General features: G+C 38.1%; 4 protein-coding genes. All 4 read left to right on the top strand.

Features of this window, described 5'->3' with window-relative positions; all coding sequences use genetic code 11:
• Positions 1-2 precede the first annotated feature (2 nt).
• A complete protein-coding gene (locus AC0NJG_RS02410) occupies positions 3-6,473 on the top strand; it encodes a non-ribosomal peptide synthetase (protein WP_143881734.1) in 6,471 nt (2,156 codons plus the stop codon).
• Positions 6,470-21,352 (top strand): non-ribosomal peptide synthetase, encoded by a 14,883-nt coding sequence (locus tag AC0NJG_RS02405; RefSeq protein WP_474062813.1) that lies wholly within the window; start codon positions 6,470-6,472, stop codon positions 21,350-21,352. The genes AC0NJG_RS02410 and AC0NJG_RS02405 overlap by 4 nt, the downstream gene beginning before the upstream one ends.
• Positions 21,353-21,673: 321 nt before the next feature.
• Positions 21,674-22,378 (top strand): 4'-phosphopantetheinyl transferase family protein, encoded by a 705-nt coding sequence (locus tag AC0NJG_RS02400; RefSeq protein ID WP_088328228.1) that lies wholly within the window; start codon positions 21,674-21,676, stop codon positions 22,376-22,378.
• The gene (locus AC0NJG_RS02395; RefSeq protein WP_088328229.1) at positions 22,365-23,087 is read left to right on the top strand and encodes a thioesterase II family protein; all 723 of its coding nucleotides are present in this window, start codon (positions 22,365-22,367) and stop codon (positions 23,085-23,087) included. The genes AC0NJG_RS02400 and AC0NJG_RS02395 overlap by 14 nt, the downstream gene beginning before the upstream one ends.

The following is a 23,087-nucleotide window of genomic DNA, read 5'->3' as shown; positions in this document are numbered from 1 at the left end:
AAATGGGAGACGTTATTGATATATATGGTTTATCACCTTTGCAAAAAGGAATACTGTTTCATACTTTATACGATCAAGATGATGAACATTCTTTTTCCTATATTGTACAAGTAGGTTTCTTGCTCGGGGGGCAATTGGATGTTGCTACTTTTGAAAAAGCTTGGGAATATGTTATTCAACGACATGAGGTTCTGCGCTCAGTATTTGTTTGGGAGGAAGTAGAAAAACCTCTACAAGCAGTTTACGAACGTCTTCCTTTTACTATTCATCAAGAGGATTGGAGTACCTATTCGCATGAGGAGAAGGAGAAGAAATTACAACAGTTTTTGACTGCAGATCGTAGGAAAGGATTTTTATTGGATGAAGCACCATTGATGAGAGTCACTGCGATTAAAGAAGCAAAAGAGGAAACGAGAATTATCTGGACACATCATCATATTTTGCTAGATGGATGGAGTGTGTCATTGGTCTTTAGTGAAGTGATGGAAGTTTATCTCAAGATGATAAAGGGAGAATTGTTGAATCTTCCTAAATCTCTTCCTTATAAAAAATATATTCAATGGATAAATAAACAAGATCAAAGTCAAGCAGAGGAATTTTGGAAAGAAGAATTAAAAGGGTTCTATGCACCTACTCCATTAGCAATGGAAAGAAAGGATCAAGGACAAGAGAAGGGTTATGGGGAGTTTGCTTATCAAGTATCTGAGGAACTTACTGAGAATTTACAAGAGTGGGTACGAAATAGTCGATTAACGTTGAATACGTTAGTACAAGGTGCATGGGCTTATTTGATGAGTAGGTATAGCGGTGACAGTGACGTCGTATTTGGCGTAACTAGCGCTGGACGTCCTACTGATTTAATGGGTGCAGAGAATATGGTGGGGCTATTTATTAACACATTACCTACCAGAATTCGATTAACGGATAATACATCAGTAGTAGATTGGCTTCGTAAAATACAAATGAAAGAAATGGAACGAAGACAGTATGAGTATAATTCGTTGATAGATATTCAAGGCTGGAGTGAGGTTCCGCGAAATAGCTCCTTATTTCATACCTTGTATGTGTTTGAAAATTATCCAATTCAAGGTGAGAGAAATGATGATTTAAGATTACTAGATGTTAAAAGCACAGAACAAACAAATTATCCTTTAACACTCATTGTAATGCCCGGTAAGAAAATTACTTTAAAGTTGATGTATGATCGAAGCTATTTTAATGAAGAAACAATAAATCGGATTCAGAATCACTTATTGCAAATATTAATTCAGATGACGAAAAGCCTAGATTCAAAACTATTTGAAATTACTCATTTAACAGAAGAAGAACAAATACAGTTACTAGAGGAATGGAATCATACTCAAGTTAATTATTCGGCTGAAGGCATGATTCATACGATGTTTGAGGAGCAAGTTAAAAAAACACCGGAAGCAATCGCGGCTAGTTACGAAAATGAACAAATTACCTATAAAGAGTTGGAGAAGCGTGCAAATCAGCTAGCTCATTATTTACAAAAGCATGGTGTAGGCCCAGAGTCTCTAGTTGGTGTATATATGGAACGTTCATTACAAATGATGGTAGCGTTATTAGGTATTCTAAAATCAGGAGCAGCGTATGTTCCACTTGACCCTACTTATCCAGATAATCGGCTTCGATATATATTAGAGGATGCTGGAATCGAAGTACTAGTGACGGAAGAGAATTCTAAAAACTTGTTTTTATCTGAAAATATCGAGACGATTTGTATGAATAAAGATTACACTGCAATTGAAAAAGAAGAATCAACCCCATGTATAAGTGGTGTCACAGGAGAAAATTTAGCGTATGTTATGTATACTTCAGGATCTACAGGGAATCCAAAGGGAGTAATGATTGAGCATCATTCAGTAATTAATTATCTAGAATGGATGCAACATAAATATCCGCTTTCTGAAAAGGATGTGGTCTTGCAGAAAACGCCATTCTCATTTGATGTCTCTGTTTGGGAATTGTTTTGGGGCATTCACGTTGGTGCAAGTGTATCTTTCCTACCTCCAGGTGGAGAAAAAGATCCTTCTATTATAGCTGAAGTGATTAAACAACATCAGGTTACTATAGTTCAATTTGTACCTTCGATGTTATCTGTTTTCTTAGATCACTTCAATCATATTGAATTGAACATGAATTGTTCGTCCGTACGCCATGTATTTTCTGGTGGAGAAGAACTAAGTTCAGGGTTAGTTAGACGATTTCAACAGAAATGGAATTATAGTGGACAAGTGAAATTAACCAACTTTTATGGACCAACTGAAGCCACTATTTATGTGAATGCATTTGATATTCAGCCTAATCAAGAATTTGTTTCTATTGGGCAGCCAATACAGAACACGCAATTATATGTATTAGACCAACATCAACGCTTGCAATCAATAGGAACTGAGGGTGAGTTATATATTGGTGGTGCTGGTTTAGCGCGTGGATACTTAAATCGTCAGAATCTTACTGCTGAAAAATTCATTTCGCACCCATTTCGATTGGGGGAACGGCTATATCGAACAGGAGATTCAGTAAGATATCTAACTGATGGAAATATAGAATTTATAGGTAGAATGGATCATCAAGTCAAAATGCGTGGTTTTAGGATTGAATTAGGAGAAATTGAAGCAACTTTAGAAAAATGTTCGTTTATTAAAGAGGCTGTCGTATTAGTTAGAGAAGATCGTCCAGGTGATCAACGATTGGTTGCATATGTAATAAGCGATGGAAATACCCAAGAGTGGAGAGAGTACTTACAAAACCAATTACCGAATCATATGATTCCAGCGCACTTTATAGAGTTAGAACACTTCCCGCTTACTCCGAATGGGAAAATTGACCGAAAGGCCTTGCCAGCACCTGATGAGCAAGCTATTGAAGATTTAAATGTGCTACCTCGGACGCCATCGGAAGAGCTTATTGCCTCGGTTTGGAGTCAAGTGTTAGGAACAAAAAATATTGGCATTCAGGATTCCTTCTTTGAACGTGGTGGGCACTCACTACTTGCTACTCAAATCGTCTCTCGATTGCAAGAACTGTTCCAAATTAAAATTCCATTACGTGAACTTTTCAAGCACGATACAGTGGAAGCATTGGCGAAACGAGTGGATCAGTTACGAAAAGCAGATAAAAAAAGAGAGGTTGCTCCCCTTGTACCTATGAAACGAGAAGAAGTTATCCCACTTTCCTATGCGCAGAAACGTCTATGGTTTATTGATCAATTAATGCCAAATAGTGCTATGTACAATATCCATGCAGCGTGTCGCTTAACAGGTGAATGGTCAATTGAAGCATTGGAGGTCGGATGGAATCAATTGTTGGAGCGTCATGAATCATTAAGGATGACAATTCTAGAACAAGAGGGTGAACCTTTTCAACAAGTTCAATCTCATGTATTCAGACATATTCCTCAAATGAATCTAACAGATCTCTCTTTGGAAGATAGGGAAAGAGAAATGAAACGGATCATTCAAAACGAAGCTGAGGAACCATTTCATTTTGGACAAGGTCCTCTGATTCGAACACGAATATTGAAAGTGGACAGGGAAGAATGGGTTCTCATTTGTACGATGCATCATATTATTTCAGATGGATGGTCAATGGGGATCTTACTTGAAGAATGGATGGCTTTTTATGAAGGAGCATTAAGCGGCAAACCGGCGGAATTGAAGGAGTTATCTATCCAATATGCAGATTTTGTCATGTGGCAAAAGGAATGGCAAAAAGAAGAGAATTTGAATCAGCACCTTCAATATTGGAAGGAAGAATTATCTGGGGAACTACCGGTTTTACAATTACCGATGGATCGTCCTCGACCTGCAGTTCAAACCCATCGTGGTGCAAGTCAGTCCTTAATAGTGGCGAATTCCCTACAGGAAAAGCTCAAAGATTTAAGTCTGCAAGAAGGATGCACTTTATTTATGACATTGATGGCAGCGTATCAAAGCTTCCTTTCTCGTTATACAGGACAGGACGACATTATAGTTGGAAGCCCGATCGCTAATCGAAATGTGAAAGAGATTGAGGGATTAATAGGATTCTTTGCAAACACGTTGGTTTATCGAGCTGATTTCAGTGAAAATCCGACGTTCCAAGAACTTTTGTCGCAGGTAAGAAAAAAAGCGCTAAAAGCATACGAGTATCAGGACATCCCATTTGAGAAAGTGGTAGAATCCGTAAAACCTGAACGGAGTACAAGTCATTCACCAATATTCCAAACTATGTTTACTTTACAGAATACGAAACAAGAGTTTCTTCAGTTATCTGGACGACAAATGGAAATCATGGAAAGCCATGCTTCTGTTGCCAAATTTGATTTGAGTTTATTTGCTTCTGAGACGGAAGAAGGATTATCACTAACCTTTGAATACAATACTGATTTGTTTGATGATACAACCATTGAACGTATGGCAAGTCATTTTAAACATTGGTTAAATCAAATTGTCTCTCATCCAAAATGTGTACTATCAGAACTGAATATGTTATCGAAAGTAGAATATAAGCAACTACTAGAGGAATGGAATAAATCGGGTGTTATAGATATGGAAGAAAGTACGATTCATACAATGTTTGAAGAACAAGTAGAAAAAACACCAGAAGCAATTGCAGTAGTGTGCGAAGATGAAGAACTAACATATCGAGAGTTGGACGAACGCTCGAATCAGTTGGCACATTATTTACAAAAAAGTGGTGTAACATGCGAATCATTGGTTGGGATTTGCGTTACACGTTCATCCGAGATGATTGTTGGTCTCTTAGGAATTATGAAGGCGGGAGGAGCATATGTCCCAATTGATCCAGCGTATCCGGAAAGTCGACTGCAGTACATTTTAGAAGATGCTCAAATAAAGGTACTGGTGACACAGGAAAAGATACAACAAAAAATGGTTATACCTAAATTCGTTGACGTGATTTGTATGGATTGTAATCGTGCAGAAATAGAACAAGAAGTTACTACGGTATGTATGAGTGAAGTGACGGGCGATAACTTAGCCTATATTATCTATACTTCAGGTTCCACTGGAAATCCAAAGGGAGTAATGATTGAGCACAGGAATACAGTAACAATGATTCATTGGGCGCATCACACGTATTCCCGAAAGGAATTAGCGGGAGTGTTAGCTTCAACTTCGCTATCTTTTGATTTATCCGTTTTTGAAGTATTTGTTCCCTTAACGATGGGTGGTAAGGTGATTGTCACTGAAAATGCTCTACATCTAGAGAAGTTGTCTACCAAAGGTGTAACTTTGGTTAATACTGTGCCATCGGTAGCGAAGGAACTGGTTCGAGCAAAAACAATCCCTTCTTCGGTAAAGGTGATGAACTTGGCTGGAGAACCATTGCCATATTCGCTTGTTCAAGATTTATACGAGAGAAGTACGATCGAAAAGGTGTACAACCTATATGGACCGTCCGAAGATACTACGTATTCCACGTATATGGAATTAGAAAAGGGTGACATGCATAGGGTACCACCAATTGGTAAACCAATATTCAATACAGAAGTATATGTACTGAGTGCCGAACAAAAAATGGTTCCAATTGGTGTAGTTGGTGAGCTATACATTGGTGGATCAGGGTTAGCGCGTGGATATTTAAATCGCCCTGACTTAACGCAAGATCGTTTTATACCGCATCCGTTTAAAGAAGGAGAGCGAGTATACCGGACTGGAGATCTAGTAAGGTATTTACCAGATGGAAATTTGGAGTATGTTGGACGAATCGATCATCAAGTGAAAATTCGTGGGTTCCGGATTGAACTAGGAGAAATTGAAGCGACATTACAAAGGCATACACTAGTTAACGAAGTTATTGTGATGGTGCGGGAAGATTATCCTGGCAATCCACGTTTGATTGCCTATGTTGTAGGAGATGGAGATGCTCAAAAGTGGCGTGATTATCTCAAGGATCAACTACCAAATTATATGATTCCAGCCTATTTTGTTGGATTAAATGCATTTCCACTCACTCCTAATGGGAAAATTGATAGGAAGGCCTTACCAGTACCAGAGAGACAGGAGATAGCAAGTGGTTATATTGCTCCTCGTACGTCTACGGAAAAAACAATCGTTTCAATATGGCATGAAGTTTTAGATATGGAAAACATCGGAATTCAAGATTCGTTTTTTGAAATTGGTGGCCATTCACTACTCGCTACGCAAGCTGTTTCCAATCTTAAAGAGGCTTTTGGAATCGAGATACCATTGCATGATTTATTTATGTTTCATACGGTGCAGCAATTGGCAGAACAGATTGATCAATTGCTCTATAACAAAAATCGAGAAATGCAGAATGATAGTAAGGAGAATGTAAGTCTTCAAGACTATATTCAAAAAGAAGCAGAAGTCAGTAATGATGAAGAATTAATAGAACTGCTTAAGCAATTAGAAGAGCTATCAGAGGAAGAAGCACAAGGGATATTCGAGAGTAATTTGATTCAGGAAGGGGTAAAAAAATGAAAAGTGATTTACTTGCAAAGCTGAGTTCACTTTCTCCTGAGAAGAGAGCATGGCTTCAGAAGCAAATGCAAAAAAAGGAGAATAAAGAAGCACTCCCGTTGTCTTATGCACAAAAACGTTTGTGGTTTATGGACAGATTTAACCCAAACAGTTCTTTATATAATATTCCAACAGTATGGCATCTAAAAGGAAATTGGATACCTGAATCATTAGAGAAGGGATTCAATCGACTCATTGAACGTCATGAATCATTACGAACGGTTTTTAAAGAAATAGGAGAACAGCCTGTGCAGCAAATTGTCGAATTCCTTCCTAGAGCATTACCTGTAAGGGATTACTCTCAACTTTCTCTAGAAGTAAAAGAAAAAGAGGTAGATAGTTTAATTGCGAGAGAAGCGCAAGAACCATTTGATTTAATGAATGGTCCTTTAATTCGTAATCAACTTGTTCAATTAGAGAAGGATGAATGGTTATTACTGTGTACGATGCATCATATTATTTCTGATGCTTGGTCCATTGGTATATTCATGAATGAATTACTTGCTTTCTATGAAGAAGAAACGGGCGGAAATCCTGCTAAATTAAGTTCATTATCCATTCAATATGCAGACTTTACGAAGTGGCAAAAGGAGTGGTTGCAAGGTGATGTGCTAAATCGTCAGCTTACGTATTGGCAGGAAGAATTGTCTGGTGAGCTTCCTATCTTACAACTGCCAGTGGATCGACCTCGACCGGTTAAGCAGACTTACCCTGGGGCTGCGCATCATGTAATTTTGCCTTATAAATTGCTCAGTCAATTGAAGGATATAAGTCGACAAGAAGGATCTACTTTATTTATGACTTTAATGGCCGCATACCAGAGCTTTCTTGCTCGTTATACAGGACAAACAGATATTCTAGTTGGTAGTCCGATTGCAAATCGGAACCATAAGGGAGTAGAAGGATTAATTGGTTTCTTTGTTAATACGTTGGTTTATCGATCAGATTTGAGTGGCACCCCTACTTTTCGGGAGATTTTGAACCAAACAAAGAAAAAGGCGTTAAAAGCTTACGAATATCAAGATATACCATTTGAAAAAGTGGTAGAAGCTGTGCAACCTGAACGAAGTATGAGTCATTCCCCTATATTTCAGACCATGTTTACGCTACAGAATATAAAACAAGAACGACTAGATTTGCCTGATAGAAGTATTGAAATGGTAGAAAGTAATATGTCTATTGCTAAATTTGATTTGAGCTTAACTGCCTATGAAGTGGAAGAAGGTCTATTTGTCTCATTTGAATACAACACGGATTTATTTGATAGTAGTACCATTGCACGTATGGCAGGACATTTTGAGAACTGGCTAAATGAAATCACGCATCAACCAGATGAATCATATACAAAGCTGTCAATGTTATCGGATACTGAGCGAAAACAACTCCTAGAAGAATGGAATGATACGGACGTAGTTTATGGTCATGATTGTATGATTCATGAGCTATTTGAGCAGCAAGTTGCACGGACACCTGATGCAGTGGCGGTAGTTTATGAGGGTGGAAAGCTAACGTATCAAGAACTTAATGAAAAATCGAATCAATTGGCACATTTTCTACAAAAACGAGGTATCGGACCTGAATCATTGGTCGGTATATGTATTGAACGTTCTCCTGATATGATTATCGGTCTCTTTGGGATTTTGAAGGCAGGTGGGGCTTATGTCCCACTGGACCCAAGTTATCCCGAAAACCGCCTAAGATATATTTTGGAGAATTCACAAATTCAAGTGCTGTTAACAAAAGAAACACTACAGGACTGGTTACCTAAAGATATTCAAGCTATTTGTTTAGACCGGGATCAAGTGATGATTTCTAAAGAGAGTAATTTAGCTCCGGTAAGTGGAGTAACAGCAAATAACTTAGCCTATATTATATACACTTCGGGTTCGACGGGAAATCCAAAGGGGGTAATGATTGAACATCATTCCGTTATCAATCGTCTACAGTGGATGCAGAAAAAATATCCATTGTCCGAGGAGGATACAATCCTACAAAAGACACCGTTTTCGTTCGATGTTTCTGTCTGGGAATTATTTTGGTGGTCATTTGTAGGAGCACGTGTTTGTTTACTTCCACCAGGAGGAGAGAAAGATCCTGCGGTGATTGAGGAGTATATTGAACGATACCGTGTATCCACCATGCACTTTGTTCCGTCGATGTTATCTACTTTCTTAGATTATATGGAACTATATAATTCGAAAAGGGATGTCTCGTCTTTAATTCAAGTTTTTACTAGTGGAGAAGCGTTAAACACTGAGCAGGTTCGCCGGTTTAAGGGGATCTTTTACAATGCTCAGCAAACAAAGTTAATTAACTTGTATGGTCCTACTGAAGCGACTGTGGATGTGACTTATTATGATTGTGATTTAGAAAAAGAAGCAATGCTTATTCCGATTGGTCGTCCGATTGATAATACAGAGTTGTATGTGTTAGATCAATATCAACAAGTGGTCCCGATTGGTGTGGCAGGGGAACTTTACCTTGGAGGAGTAGGGTTGGCACGTGGCTACTTCAATCGACCAGATTTAACTACTGAACGTTTTATTCCGCATCCCTTTAAGGACGGGGAACGATTATATCGAACGGGTGACTTGGTGAGATATATGAATGATCGTAACTTAGAATATATTGGAAGAATAGATAACCAAGTTAAAATTAGAGGATTCCGAATTGAATTGGGAGAAATTGAAGCAGCTTTACATGATCACTCATCTGTAAAAGAGGCAGTCGTGTTGGTGAAGGAAGATCGACCAGGAGATAAGCAGTTAATAGCTTATGTAGTGGGTGAAGGGGATACTGGGGAGTGGCGTGAATATCTCAAGAAGCAACTGCCACATTATATGGTGCCGGCATACTTTTTCAAAATTGAAGGTATGCCACTCACTCCAAATGGTAAGGTGAATCGGAAAGCCTTACTGGAATTAGAAGAACAGTTCATAAGTGAAGATATTACTTCATCACGAACACCAGTGGAGGAGCTTATCGTTTCCGTTTGGAGCCAAGTGTTAGGAATAAAAAATATTAGTGTTCAGGATTCCTTTTTTGAAATCGGTGGTCATTCACTACTAGCTACTCAAGTAGTGTCACGTTTACAGGGGATTTTTCAAATCGAATTACCAGTACGTGAACTATTTGAATATACAACGGTGGAGTCACTAGCAAAGCGATTAGATCAGTTACGTAAAGGAGATAAAAAACGAGAGATTCCGCCTCTAATACCAATGAAACGAGGAGAAGCTATTCCACTATCTTATGCCCAACAACGCTTATGGTTTATTGATCAATTTACACCTAATAGTGCCCTTTACAATATGCCAATGGTATGCCGCCTTACAGGGCATTGGCTACTTGAGGCACTGGAAACGGGATGGAATCAACTAATAGAACGTCATGAATCACTGCGGACGGTCTTTCACGAAGTGAACGGTCAACCCGTACAGCAAATTGAACCGTATGCTTTTCAATCAATTCCGAAAACCGATTTAACTATGCTTTCTCCAGAAGACCGAGAAGAAGAAGTTAAACGTTTGATTCAACAAGAAACAGAAGTGCCATTTGATTTAACAGAGGGTCCATTAATCAAGGCAAGTATTTTGCACGTGGGAGAGGGAGAATGGATACTCCTTTGTACTCTACATCATATCATTTCAGATGGATGGTCAATGGGAATCCTACTTGAAGAATGGATGGCATTTTATGAGAAAGCAACGGATGGAAAGGTAGAGGAACTTGAACCATTGCCGGTTCAATATGCCGACTTTGCTCAGTGGCAAAAAGGATGGCTAAAGGAGGAGGTGCTCGATCAACAACTCCAATATTGGAGGGAAGAATTGTCTGGGGAGCTTCCTGTACTCCAACTTCCTATGGACCGCCCGCGACCCGCGATGCAAACTCATCACGGGTCGATATACACTCTGGTTCTGCCAAGCACGCTACATGATAAATTGAATGAACTTAGTCGAAAAGAAGGGGCTACACTCTTCATGACGCTTTTAGCTGCATATCAAAGTTTTCTATCTCGTTATACGGGACAAGAAGATATCCTGGTCGGAAGCCCAATTGCGAATCGGAATAATAGAGAAATTGAAGGACTAATTGGTTTTTTCGTTAACACGCTGGTTTATCGAGCTAATTTGAGTGGTAGACCGACATTTCAAGATGTACTATATCAGGTTCGTCAAAAGGCATTGAAGGCGTATGAATATCAAGATATTCCATTTGAAAAAATTGTAGAAGTTGTGCAACCGGAGCGAAGTACAAGTCATTCGCCAATCTTCCAGACTATGTTCATTTTGCAAAATATGAAACAAGAGTTTCCGATGTTATCTAGTAGAAGTATTGAAATGATAGAAAGCCATAGTCCAATTGCAAAGTTTGATTTAAGTGTAATGGCAGCTGAGACGGAAGAGGGATTACTTTTTACTTTTGAGTACAATAAGGATTTATTCAATGCTACTACTATTGAACGGATGGCAGGACACTTTGAGAAATGGCTACATGAAGTTTCTCATCGTCCACAAAATCCGTTGCATGACCTGAGTATGCTATCAGAACCCGAGCGTACTTTGTTATTAGAAACATGGAATGACACTGTAATGGAAATGTCTCATCAGGGTCTTGTTTGCGACAGATTTGAGGAGCAAGTAGTAAGGCGTCCGGATGCGATTGCGGTAGTTGATCAAACAAAACAGTGGACTTATGGTGAACTGGATACACAAGCAAATCAGTTGGCAAATGTTTTACAGCGAAAGGGAGTAGCCCCAGAGTCAGTGGTAGGAGTGTATCTTCCTAGGTCAGCTGAGCTGATGGCAAGTTTACTAGGCATTTTAAAAGCTGGTGGAGCTTATGTCGTTTTAGATCCGTTGTATCCAAAATCAAGGTTAGAATACATGATTGAAGATGCAGGAATTCAATTTGTAGTGACGGCGGAAGGACAAGAAGGACATTTCGCACACGTCGAAATGGTGAGGTTAGAAGAATTAACGGTGGAAAGTGTAATCGCACCTACACGTCAAATAAATCCAGAGAACTTAGCCTATATTGTCTATACCTCTGGTTCTACAGGAAAACCGAAGGGTGTCATGGTTGAATATCGCTCATTAATGAATATGGTTTCTTGGCATCAGGAAGTTTATCATATTTCAGCAGAGGATCGTGCGACTCAGATTGCAGGGGTTGCTTTTGATTCGGCTGTCCAGGAGATTTGGCCGTATCTAACTGCTGGCGCAGCACTCTACTTGTCAACAGAGGAACTGAGAATTAATCCAGAAGCGCTAAGGGACTGGCTCATTGATTCACAAATAACAGTTAGTTTTGCACCTACGCCTATTTTGGAAAGACTCTTGAAATTATCTTGGCCAGATAAAACGGATCTTCGTTTTATCATTACTGGTGGGGATCAATTAACGCAGTATCCATCTAACGATATTCCTTTTGCGGTAATTAATCAGTATGGTCCATCGGAAAATACCGTTGTTACCACAGATTGTTACGTACCTGTAGGAGTGACAACAGGTACGCCATCGATTGGTCGACCGATTGCGAATACAGAAGTTTATGTGTTGGATTCTCATCTTCAGCTAGTACCAATTGGTGTAATTGGAGATCTCTATATTGGAGGGAAGAGCCTTGCACGTGGATATGCTAATCGTCCGGATCTTACAAAGGAAAAATTTATCCCACATCCTTTCAAGTCAGGAGAACGTCTCTATTATACAGGAGACAAAGCAAGTTATCTTTCTGATGGTAATCTCCAGTTCCATGGACGTATAGATGACCAAGTGAAAATTCGTGGTTTCCGGATTGAATTGGGAGAAATAGAAGCTGTTTTGCAGGCACATTCTTCTGTGAAAGAAGCAGTTGTATTGGTACAAGAGGATAATCAAGGTGACAAGAGATTAGTAGCTTATGTAGTTGGTGAAGGAAGTGTACATGAATGGCGAGAACATCTACAAACACATTTACCAAATTACATGGTTCCAACAAACTTTATTGAGATGGAAGTTTTACCACTTACACCGAATGGAAAACTTGATTTGAAGGCATTGCCTATACTTAGTGAACAATCCGCCGAAAATACTGTATACCCACGAACTCCGCTGGAAGAACTTATCGCTTCAGTGTGGAGTCAAGTGTTAGGAATAAAAGAAATTGGTGTTCAGGATTCTTTCTTTGAGCTTGGTGGTCACTCTCTACTTGCTACACAAGTGGTCTCACGTTTACAGGAAGTCTTTCAAATCAAATTGCCAGTACGTGAACTGTTCGAATATTCAACGGTCGAGGCATTATCGAAACGAATAGATCAGTTACGTAAGGGGAGCGAAAAACGAGAAATCCCACCATTGGTGCCGATGGAACGCGGAAATAATATTCCACTATCTTATGCCCAACAGCGCTTATGGTTTATTGATCAATTTGCACCTAATAGTGCACTTTATAATATGCCAATGGCATGCCGCCTTACAGGGAATTGGTTACATGAGGGATTGGAGTTGGGATGGAATCAGTTGATAGAGCGTCATGAATCTTTACGGACTGTATTTTATGAAGAGGATGGCCATCCTATGCAGCAGATTCAACCGTACGTTTTCCGTCCGCTTCTCCAAATGGACTTAACTAAGCTTTCATTAGAGGAGCGAGAAAGAAAGTTGGAGCAATGGATTCAAACTGAAGTCGAATCTCCATTTGATTTAGAACAGGGGCCATTGTTCCGTGGGAAACTCATAAGAATTTCAGAAGAAGAATGGGTTCTTCTGTGTAATATGCATCATATTATCTCAGATGGATGGTCGATGGAAATCTTGCTTCAAGAATGGATGGCATTTTATGAGAATGCGATTGGTGAAAAACAAGCAGAGCTGGAATCACTACCAGTTCAATATGCCGATTTTGCTCAGTGGCAAAGAGAATGGTTGAAAGATGAAGTACTATATCAACAACTTGCGTATTGGAAGGAAGAATTATCCGGTGAGTTACCAGTCTTAATGTTGCCAATGGATCGTCCGCGTCCGCCAGTGCAAACCCACCATGGATTAACTCATAATGTTTTGTTATCGCGCTCATTACTGGATAAATTAAACGAACTAAGTCGTCAAGAAGGAGCCACACTTTTCATGACCTTATTGGCATCGTATCAAAGTTTCCTTGCTCGTTATACGGGACAAACAGATATTATTGTTGGCAGCCCAATTGCAAATCGAAACTATCGAGAAATTGAAGGACTGATTGGTTTCTTTGTCAATACATTGGTTTATCGAGCTGATTTAAGTAATGCACCGGCATTTCAAGAGTTGTTGTCTCAAGTGCGGATAAAAGCATTGAAGGCGTATGAGTATCAAGATGTTCCGTTTGAGAAAATTGTAGAGGTTATCCAGCCTGAACGAAATACAAGCCATTCTCCGATTTTCCAAACCATGTTTACTTTGCAAAATACGGGACAGAAGCTACCAGAACTACATGGAAGAAATATAGAAGTAATGGAAAGTAATGCTCCTATCGCTAAGTTTGATTTAAGTTTAACTGCTGCAGAAGTGGAAGAGGGTTTATTACTTACCTTTGTTTATAGAACTGATTTATTTGACAGCTTAACTATTGAATCCATGGCTGAACATTTTGGGAACTGGTTGAATGTAATCGTGGAGAATCCTGATAAATCATTAGCTAAGTTGCCTATATTGTCAGGATTACAACAAAAACAGTTGGAGGAGTGGAATAATGATGCTGTAGCATATCCACAGGAAAGTACGATTCATCAGCTGTTTGAAGAGCAAGTAAATCGTACACCTGATGCGGTAGCGGTGGTAGATGAAAAACAGCAGTTAACGTATCGAGAGCTGAATGAAAAAGCTAATCAATTGGCCCACTATCTTCAGCAATGCGGAATTGGGAATGAATCATTGGTTGGACTTTGCTTTGAGCGTTCAGTTGAGATGATTGTTAGTATTATGGGGATTTGGAAGGCTGGAGCAGCCTATGTTCCATTAGACCCATCATATCCAGAAAGTCGTCTACGATATATTTTGGAGGACACTGGAATTCAAGTATTAGTTACGAACGAGTCATTGGAAGACTGGATACCTAAAGAAATCAAGATAGTTTGTCTAGATAGGGATCAAGCAATGATTTCAAAAGAAAGCATTCTTTCACCAAAATGTGAAGTAACAGGAGAAAACTTAGCATATGTTATCTATACTTCAGGATCAACGGGGAATCCAAAGGGTGTCTTGATACAGCATCATTCTGTACTAAACTTGTCGCATGGTTTACAAAAAGAGGTTTTCGAACATGAGATACCATCTAACATGCATGTCGGTTTAAATGCGTCAATTGCCTTTGATGCATCTATCCAGCAATTACAAATGCTGCTTTATGGTTCAAGTTTGTATATTATTCCGAATGAAGTACGAAGTGATCCGGAGCAGTTTGTAGCTTATATTAGGGAGAACAAGTTAGAAATCTTTGATATAACACCTTCATTGCTTCAATTACTTATAGATGTCGGATTGTTAGAAACGTGCGATAGCGTTCATGTTCCAAGTAAGGTACTGGTTGGTGGTGAAGCGATTATGCCGTCATTATGGGAACTGCTAGTAGAGACTGATAAAATACAGTTTTATAATGTATATGGTCCTACAGAATGTACGGTTGATGCAACATGCTATCATATCAAAAAAGATAGTAAGAGAGTAACAATTGGGCGTCCATTGCCTAACGTCCAAACTTATGTATTAGATAGAAATAGGTTGCCAGTTCCAGTTGGTGTGATGGGTGAACTTTATATCGGAGGAGCGGGTCTAGCGAGGGGATACTTAAATCGTCCAGAGTTAACATCCGAACGATTTATTTCTCATCCATTCAAAGAAGGCGAGAGATTATATAGAACAGGCGATCTCGTGAGATATCTTTCTGATGGTAATATAGAATATTTAGGAAGAATGGATAATCAAGTGAAGATTAGAGGATTTCGAATCGAACTTGGGGAGATTGAGTCGGCTTTACAGGAGTATGACTTGATAAAAGAGGCAGTTGTAATAGTTAGGGAAAATCAGTCGGGAGATAAGAGGTTAGTAGCTTATATAGTGGGCGAAGGCAGTTTAGAAGAATGGCGTGAGTATCTTAAAATAAAACTGCCAATCCATATGATACCTTCCTACTTTGTCGAAATGAAAGAATTACCGTTAACCATAAATGGAAAGGTTGATCGGAAATCATTGCCTATACCAGATTATCAAGGAACACAAGAAGGCTACGTAGCCCCAAGAAATGAACGTGAACACAAGCTTTCTATCATTTGGGAACGTGTGCTGGGTTCAAAACGTATTGGTATTTATGATAACTTTTTTGAAATTGGTGGAGATTCAATTCTTAGCATTCAGATTGTCTCTCGTGCGAAGCAAGCTGGTTTACAGTTGACACCAAAACAACTATTTGAACACCAAACGATTGCTGAGTTGGCGCAAGTAGTCAAAGAAGAACAAGGTGTACAAGCTGAACAAGGAATTATAATTGGAGAGACGATACTTACACCTATTCAGCAAAGGTTTTTTGCACAAAATCATCCTAACCCACATCATTGGAATCAATCCATGTTCTTTAGAACGAAAGAAAAATTGGACATAGGATCACTAGAAAAGGCAGCGCGTAACCTTCTACTTCATCATGATGCCCTGCGTTTAAGATATGAACGTTTACCTAATGGGGCTTGGAAACAGTGGAATGAAGGAATTGAAGAACAATTGATGCTGACTGTCATTTCATTAGACGAAGTGCTGGAAGCGGATTGGCATGAAGTTATTCAAAAAGAGATTAATATTGCACAAGAAGGTTTAAATTTACATGAAGGTCCGTTAATGAGAATGGTGTATTTTGATGAAGGTGAGAAGACTGGCCGATTATTTTGGACAATTCATCACTTAGCCGTGGATGGTGTTTCTTGGCGAATTTTATTAGAAGATTTGCAAACAGCATATACGCAAGCAGTCCAAGGGCAAAAATTTCAATTACCTATGAAGAGTACATCTTTTAAAGAATGGTCGGAGAAATTACAACATTACGCTGAAACTGGAATATCAAAAGAAGTGCTACATTACTGGGAGCAGCAGGCTGAACAAGACGTGGTTATACTGCCAGTAGATGGTACTATAAGTAATCCAGTAAGCAGAGTAACTGAGGAAATTACTGTGGTGTTAAATGAGAATGAGACCCGTATGTTATTGCAAGAGACTTTAAGCACTCACCGTGTCCAAATCAATGAAGTATTATTAGCAGCATTGGTACAAGCTACAGCAGCATGTACGGGGCAGCCGATATTAAGCGTAGATTTAGAGGGACATGGTCGAGAAGAGATTATTGAAGATGTTGATTTATCGAGAACCGTGGGATGGTTTACAAGTATTTACCCAGTGCATTTAAATATTACTAGTGCTAATACGCCAATTGCAGCATTAAAAGCAGTTAAAGAACAAGTTCGCAAAATTCCTAATAAGGGTGTTGATTATGGGGTGTTGCGTTACATGAACGCAACAATGTGTGAGCAATTGAGCTCTCAACATACACCGTCTATTAGTTTTAACTATCTTGGACAATTTGATCAAATGTTTTCTAGCGATGCAATGTTTATGCCGGAGAATGAATTTAAGCGTTTAGATCATGCTGCCGGTTCCAAGCGATCGCATGTAATTGATGTAATTGGGGTTGTAACGAATGGAAAACTTCAGTTCACTTGGGTATACAATGTTGAACAATTCGCCAAATCAACGATTCAAAGTATTGCACAGAATATGCTATATCAACTGAGCAGATTGATTCAACCTTCAGATGGAGAATCTGCGCTGACCATTTCGGATTTTGCAATGGCTAATCTTAACCAAGTAGGTTTGACAAATGTACTAAACAAAATGAATCGTGGAAAGAACAATCAGATTACTGATTTATATCCACTATCACCTTTGCAAGAAGGTATGATTTTCCACACATTGCATGACCAAGGGAATGAACATGTTGCACCGTATATAGTGCAATTAAGTTTTATGATTAAAGGGAAAATGGATATTCCTACTTTTGAGCAGGCGTGGAAATCTGTAATTCAGCGGCATGAAATTTTTCGTACAGCATTTGTTTGGGACGAAATTGAAGAACCATTACAAGTGGTGTATGAAAATATCCCATTTAAAGTGAACAAAGAAGACTGGCGTACAATGACAACTAAAGACATAGAGGAAAAAAGAAAAGTCTTTTTGGCATTAGATCGAAAGCAAGCCTTCCAATTTGATGAAGCGCCATTAATGCGGGTAACGGTCATTCAAGAAGGTGAGGAAGAATATCGGATTGTTTGGACACAACACCATATTTTACTAGATGGATGGAGTTTACCATTGGTCTTTAATGAATTACTTACAGTCTATCAGAAGAGAATGAATGAAGAAGCTGTAAAGTTACCTAAACCCTCACCATATAAGAAATATATCCAATGGCTCAGAGAACAAGATAAGGAGCAGGCGGAAAAATTCTGGAGAGAAAAGCTTAAAGGTTTTACTGCACCAACTTTGCTGGGCTTAGAAAGTAAAGAGGAAGAAAAAGGTTATACAGAAAAGGTTACCTATTTATCAAAAGAGCAGACTCAAGCGTTACAAGGATGGGCGAAACGAAATAAACTTACTTTGAGTACAGTAATTCAAGGTGCATGGGCATATCTCATGAGCCGATATAGTGGAGAAAATGACATTGTCTTTGGTGTAACAAGCTCAGGACGTCCTACGGAGATTATTGATGTTGAAAACATCGTAGGTCCTTTCATTACAACGTCACCGACGCGAATTCAATTGATGGATGATATAAAAGTAATAGATTGGTTGCAGAAGATACAAGAGGAAGAGATAGAAAGAAGACAATATGAGTATGCTTCTTTGACAGAGATTCAGGGGTGGAGTGAGGTTCCTAGAGGTACACCGCTGTTCAATTGTTTATATGTGTTTGAAAATTATCCAGTGAAAGAAGAATCTTCAGGAAATTTGGAAATTGGTGAATTGAAAGGGGTAGAACAAACCCACTACCCATTAGGATTGGCTGTAGTTCCAGGAATCCAGTTATCGTTAAAGTTAATGTATGACCGTAGTAAGTTTAATAGAGTAACCATTGAACGAATGCTGGGTCATTTACACAAAGTGTTAATGCAAATGCTCAAAAACATTGATCAAAATCTATCGGAACTAGTATATATTACGGAGGCTGAACAAAGAAGGCTATTGGAAGAATGGAATAATAATGCTTTATCCTATCCACGTGAGAATGTAATTCATCAACTATTCGAAGAGCAAGTAAATCGTACACCTGACGCAGTGGCAGTGGTAGATGATAAACAGCAACTAACGTATCGAGAGCTGAATGAAAGAGCTAATCAATTAGCCCATCATTTACAGAAATGTGGAATTGGGACAGAGTCATTAGTTGGCCTCTGCTTTGATCGATCAGTTGAGATGATTGTTGGTCTCATGGGAATTTGGAAGGCTGGAGCAGCCTATGTTCCATTGGATCCATCGAATCCGGAAAGCCGCCTGCAATATATTTTACAAGACACGGGAATTAAAGTGTTAGTTACAAATGAGGTATTACTAGGATGGATACCTAAAGACATCAAGACAGTTTGCCTAGATAGGGACCAAGCGATGCTTTCTCAAGAAAGCAAATTTTCACCAATATGTGAGGTAACAGGGGAAAACTTAGCGTATGTTATCTATACTTCTGGTTCGACAGGGAATCCAAAGGGGGCTTTAGTACAGCACCATTCTGTAATAAACCTATCCTATGGTTTACAAAAAGAAGTGTTCTCACATGAGATACCTAGTAATATGCGCGTCGGTTTGAATGCGTCAATTGCCTTTGATGTATCTATTCAGCAATTACAAATGTTGCTTTATGGTTCAAGTTTATATATTATCCCAAGTGAAGTTCGCACTAATCCGGAACAATTTGTGTCCTATATTAGGGAGAATAAATTGGAAATGTTTGATATGACACCTTCATTACTTCAATTACTTATAGATGGAGGATTGCTAGAAATAAGTGCTGATGTTCATGTACCAAGTAAGATATTAGTCGGTGGTGAAGCAATCATGCCGTCATTATGGGAACAGCTAGTAGAGACCGAAAAAATTGATTTTTATAACGTATACGGTCCTACAGAATGTACGGTTGATGCAACGTGTTATCATATTCAAACAGATAGTAAGAGAGTTACGATTGGACGTCCGTTGCCGAACGTTCAAACTTATGTATTGGATAAAAATTTGCTACCTGTTCCAGTTGGTGTAACAGGTGAGCTATATATCGGTGGTGCAGGTATAGCGAGAGGATACTTGAATCGTCCAGAATTAACAGCAGAGCGATTTATCCGTCATCCATTTAATGAAGAAGAGCGTTTATATCGTACGGGAGATTTGGTTCGTTATTTACCTGATGGTAATTTAGATTACTTGAGAAGAATTGATAATCAAGTGAAAATTAGGGGCTTTCGTATTGAACTTGAAGAGATTGAAGCGAGTATAGAGAGGCATCCATTGGTAAAAGAAGCAGTAGTTTTGGTAACAGAGGATAAATTAGGAGAGAAGAGATTGGTTGCTTATGTAGTTGGAGATGGTAGTATGCATGAGTGGCGTGAGTATCTCAAGACACAAGTACCAAATTATATGGTTCCCGCACACTTTATTAAGGTAGACGAGATTCCTCTTACAATGAATGGAAAAATTGATCGAAAGGCATTGAACAATTTAACTATTCATAGAGAAAATAACTTCTCTACACCAATCATTCCAAGGGATGAAATTGAATATCAGTTGATTAAAATCTGGCAGGATGTGTTACAGATAGAAGATGTCTATGTAAATGATGATTTCTTTAATAGAGGAGGACACTCTCTCCTTGTAATTAAATTAGTTTCAAAAATTAGGGAGAAGTTTGGAAAAGAGATTAAGGTGTCAACATTGATGAAGAATCCAACATTGGAAGGAATCGCATGCCTTATTCGTGATAAGCATGATATGACGAAATCAGTAGCAGCGCTAGTTCCACTACAAGAATCAGAAAAAAGCCCTTTCTTCTGTGTTCATCCGTTTATGGGGAATGTATTTTGTTACATTCAACTAGCAAGATTACTTAAGAACCATTGTTCATTTTATGGTTTACAGAATCCTCTTATAGAAAAGGGAGATATTAATGAATTGACCTTGCCGGAACTAACTCAACTTTACATTGAAGAAATCAAACGTGTTCAGCCAGAAGGCCCATATCGTCTTGGAGGATGGTCTTTAGGCGGTGCAATTGCTTATGAAATCGCAACGGTGCTAAAGAATCAAGGTGAGGAAGTTGAGCTGTTGATATTAATGGATACTAAAGTACCTTCAGAGCAGGACTATAAAACAACGGAGGAAATGCTCTCATATATATATGAGCATTTCATTCCTAGAGATTTTACTGAGCAGGGGGAAGGTCTCTTCCATGAACAAGATATGCTTGTAGAGCAATTAATTATAGAGGGAGTACTCCCGCCAGATGCAGATCTTATGAATTTGAAGCAAGTTATCAATGCTCATAGGAAATGCCTGAACTTAATGGCAGAGTATGATTTAATACCATACTCTGGAGAAGTTCTCTACTTTAGTGCTGAGGAAGGAAAAGAGTTGTTTACAGATTGGGGACCTTTATTAAAAGGAAGAGTAAATATGTATTCAGTCCCTGGATCACATGAAGAAATAGTGGATTCACCTGCAGTTGAAAAAATAGCTATGTATCTACTAAATGAATTTGAAGGAATAAAAGAAAAATCCATTTTATTAACGGAAAAGTAGAGAGTATAAAAGATGCAACGCAATGAACGAAAAGGGGAGACCAATACCTGCATATCAAGTGTAGGGAATAATGAATATATTAAGAGCATTGCTTTTTAAGGGGATAATGTAAAAAGTAATTGGTAGAGACATAGAAATCTTTGTAATAGAAGCGAATGCCTGATGATATTACTGAGGAAAGGTGCATATTTTCATTGATATGTAAATATGCACCTTTTCTATTGTATTTGCAATTTAATAAAGTTAATTTGAATTTATGTAACGCACATATATGAAGCCATCCTTTAAAAAAGGAAGTGATTTATCATACACATTCAAGCTGTGAAAATACCAAAGAATATTGAAAGTCATTTGTTTAAGCAACTTAGTAACTTGGTTTCAAATGAGAAGAAAGAACGAATGAAGCGTTTATTAAACTCATGCGACGTTAATAGGAACCTGATAGGGGATTTACTAATCCGATCTCTAATCTGCCAAAAGTATAAAATTAATAATGAAGAAATTAGATTTATATATAATGAGTATGGAAAACCTTTTGTTGAAAACTTTTCTGACTTTCATTTTAATGTGTCACATTCAGGAGAATGGGTGGTTTGTACTACTGCTAATTTTAATGTGGGTATTGATATAGAAAAAGTTTCAGAAATAGAGGCTTTTAAATTAGCACATGAATTTTTTTCAGAGGAAGAATTTTATGATATATCTAATATGAATTCTGATGAACAAATTAATTATTTTTATGATTTATGGACATTAAAAGAAAGTTATATCAAAACGATTGGAAAAGGACTTTATATCCCGTTAAATTCATTCTCTATAAAAAAAGAGTCACAAACTGTAATTCCATACAAGAATATACCTAAAAACTTTTACTTTAAACAATATAACATTGATCCAAATTATAAGTTATCTGTTTGTGCAACAAGAGATGAATTTCCGCAAGAGATAATAATTAAAGACATTTATACAATTTGCCAAACTATATACAAATTTGAAAGTAAGGAGAAAATCAATGCAGAAGACTAAACTTTTTTGCTTTCCACATGCTGGGGGATCTGCGTTTAACTACGCAAAATGGAAAAATTACTTTAATCCATATATTGAAGTAGTCCCGATAGAATTAGCTGGTAGAGGATATAGAATTGAAGAAAGCTTGTACCAAGGTATGGAAGAGGCCGTAAATGATGCCTACACTAGTATAGTTAAGCAAATTGACGCTTCGCCCTACATTTTATTCGGGCATAGCATGGGGAGTTTGATTGCCTATGAAGTAGCCAGGAAAATACAGGATTCTAATAACGAATTACCTAAATTTCTTGTTTTATCCGGTAGAAATCATCCAAATAGTAAAATAAAAAATATCCGACATAATCTTTCTAACGAACAATTTAAAAGAGAAGTTATTGCAATGGGAGGTACACCATCTGGGGTACTTCAATCAGAAGAATTAATGGAGATTTTTCTCCCTATTTTAAGAGCAGATTTTAAGATTGTCGAGACATACATTCATGATAATAATATAAAACCATGTGATATTGATTTTCTTATATTTAATGGGAAAAATGATGAATTTACTACATATGATCAAGTAATAAAATGGAATAAATATACAAATAAAACATGTACTTTTCATTCTTTTGAAGGTAATCATTTCTTTCTAAATGAAAATATTGAAGAAATAGCAAAGAGTATTATAGGAAAGTTAAATTCTAAAAGATTATCAACTAGTTTTTAG

The sequence above is a fragment of the Bacillus sp. SSR7 genome, assembly GCF_055902415.1.
Note: the sequence above shows the minus strand (reverse complement) of the source record. Positions and strands in the feature narration are given on the sequence as shown.